At 60.8% G+C, this 2,124-nt stretch carries 3 protein-coding genes and 1 pseudogene; all 4 read left to right on the top strand.

The window, feature by feature from the left end:
* Positions 1-813: group II intron reverse transcriptase/maturase (locus tag P792_RS37930; RefSeq protein WP_023977769.1), on the top strand; the 813-nt coding region annotated here is incomplete at its 5' end.
* Positions 814-866: 53 nt separating this feature from the next.
* Positions 867-1,376 carry a zincin-like metallopeptidase domain-containing protein gene (locus tag P792_RS23710; protein WP_152530139.1) on the top strand — a complete coding sequence of 170 codons (510 nt, stop codon included), beginning with the start codon at positions 867-869 and terminating at the stop codon, positions 1,374-1,376.
* Positions 1,377-1,428: 52 nt separating this feature from the next.
* Positions 1,429-1,845: a hypothetical protein gene (locus P792_RS23705; RefSeq protein ID WP_023977767.1), complete on the top strand. Its 417-nt coding sequence runs from the start codon at positions 1,429-1,431 to the stop codon at positions 1,843-1,845.
* Positions 1,842-2,124: pseudogene (locus tag P792_RS37380) on the top strand (hypothetical protein); the annotation flags it as partial. The gene P792_RS23705 and the pseudogene P792_RS37380, both read left to right, overlap by 4 nt.

The raw sequence follows: 2,124 nt of genomic DNA, 5'->3' as shown, positions 1-2,124 counted from the left end.
TTCTTAGGATACGAAGTCTGCACCAGCACCAACCGTAATCCGCATAAGGCGATCTTTGATGGTCGTCCGACCTCGCGGCGCGGCTTGGCTGACCGACTGCGGCTTCGCGTTCCGAGGGATCGGGTTGTCCGGTTCGTCAATGACAAGGGCTGGGGCGACTATGAAGCCTTCCGCCCGCGTGGTCGGCCCGCGCTGCGCTTCGCAAGCGACGTGGAGATCGTCCTTGCCTACAATGCCGAATGGCGCGGCTTTGCGAACTATTATGCCCTAGCTGACGACGTGAAGCGCAAGCTGAACAAAGGCGGTTACTTCGCCCTGTTCTCCTGCGTCAAAACCATCGCCGCCAAGCACAGGACATCGGCTCGCAAGGTCTTCGCCAGACTGCGGCGTGGAGTGGACTTCTTCATCCGCTTCGAAGTGGGAAATGAACCCCGCGCGATCAAACTATGGCAGTTGAAGGACCTGCGACGACATGTACGAACGTGGGGCGGGATCGATAAACCCCGCTCGACCCAGTTTGTGTTTAGCAGGACAGAGTTGGTCGAACGGCTCAATGCTCGCCAGTGTGAGCGTTGCGGTCGGGAAGACCTTCCCTGTGAAATCCATCACGTCCGTCGGGTCGCGGAGATGCAATATGCTGGACTGTCCCGCCACATGCAGGCGGCCCGGCAGCGCAAGCGCGTGGTTCTATGCGTCGCTTGCCACAATAGCATCCACGCCGGTCAACCAACCGACCGCCAACGGCGGATAGCACGCAGTCGTGGAGAGCCGGATGCGCTGAAAGGTGCACGTCCGGTTCGGAGGGGGGCCTAGCAATGTTCTTCCTGAGACTTTGCCGGCCTACCCTACTCGAGCAATGCGAGGGCTTGCCAGAAAGCGCGTGCGAGGTTCCGACTTCTACGCCATTGGCCGAGCGTCACGAGGCCGCCGAGGCCGTGATTGCCGCCACAAAAGCCGATATCCGCTTTGGTGGGAACAAGGCTTTCTACGCACCCGCTCTGGACTACATCGCTCTTCCACAGCGTGAGGCTTTCGCCGAGCAGTCAGCATTCCTCAACACCGCCTTTCATGAACTTGCCCATTGGTCGGGAGCGGAACATCGCCTCGCCCGCGATCTGTCGAACCGCTTTGGCACCCATGGATATGGAGCCGAGGAGCTGGTTGCGGAGCTTTCTGCATGTTTCATCCTGACCGAGCTTGGTATCGCGCCGCGCTCGGATCACGCCAGCTATATCGGGTCCTGGCTCGCCCTCATGAAAGAAGACAAGCGCGCAATCTTCACCGCAGCGCGTCTGGCCACCGAGGCCGCCAATTTCATCCTGCCTCCCGACGAGGCCGCAATGCAGCCGGTGGACGCTGAACTCGTCGCTGCCTGATTTCTCTGCGCCTGCATAGCAGACGCGCACATCCCTGACATAGGAGCGCACCATGCTGCGACAGTATTACACCTCGCCCTTTCAGGGCGGGGATAACCCTTTGCGCGTCGGCACAATTGCCGCCGGCACGATCTTTCGCATTCCCCGCAGCCTCCGCAATGCTCAGGCCCGCACAGATGCAAGCGCGTCTGAGCCCTTTATTCTCGAGAGCTTCCTCAACGGGACCTATGCGGCAGCCTGCCGCAACCCGGTAACGGGTCACTGGGAAAATCGTACGATCTCCGGTCGCTCCGATTTCGCCGTTCTGCGATCGCTCACATCTGGCGCACGCATGACCTGCTCGGTCAGCTGGCTGCACGAGCTCGAGGACTCAGGTGCTGCGCACGATAGCCGGTATCCCTCCTTGCCTGACGTGGCACGCTATCACGGCGCATGGCGCCGTGAGCCGCGGGCTTGCATTGCCGCATGAGCGCCGAACTCAAATGCGCCACGCTGCGCAATCCGCCTCTGGCGTCTCACGCCTATGTTGCAACGTCGTTTGAGACCGCCGAAGACAAGGCGCGCATGGGTGACATGCTTCTCTCGTTCATCGCGCGCGGCATGCCGCGCAGCGCTTGGAACAAGCGCCTCTATCGGCGCCTGTCCAATATGTTCGGGTTTATCGCCCATTATGACATCAACGGTTTCTGGGAAGAGCAGCTCTCCACCACCCAGGCGCGGATTGCGTTCCTCGAACAGATCGAGGCCT

Origin of the sequence: Asaia sp. SF2.1, from assembly GCF_000505765.1 — a bacterium.
Lineage (GTDB): Bacteria > Pseudomonadota > Alphaproteobacteria > Acetobacterales > Acetobacteraceae > Asaia > Asaia bogorensis.
The sequence above is the reverse complement of the archived record's forward strand: the minus strand, read 5'-3'. Positions and strand labels throughout refer to the sequence as shown.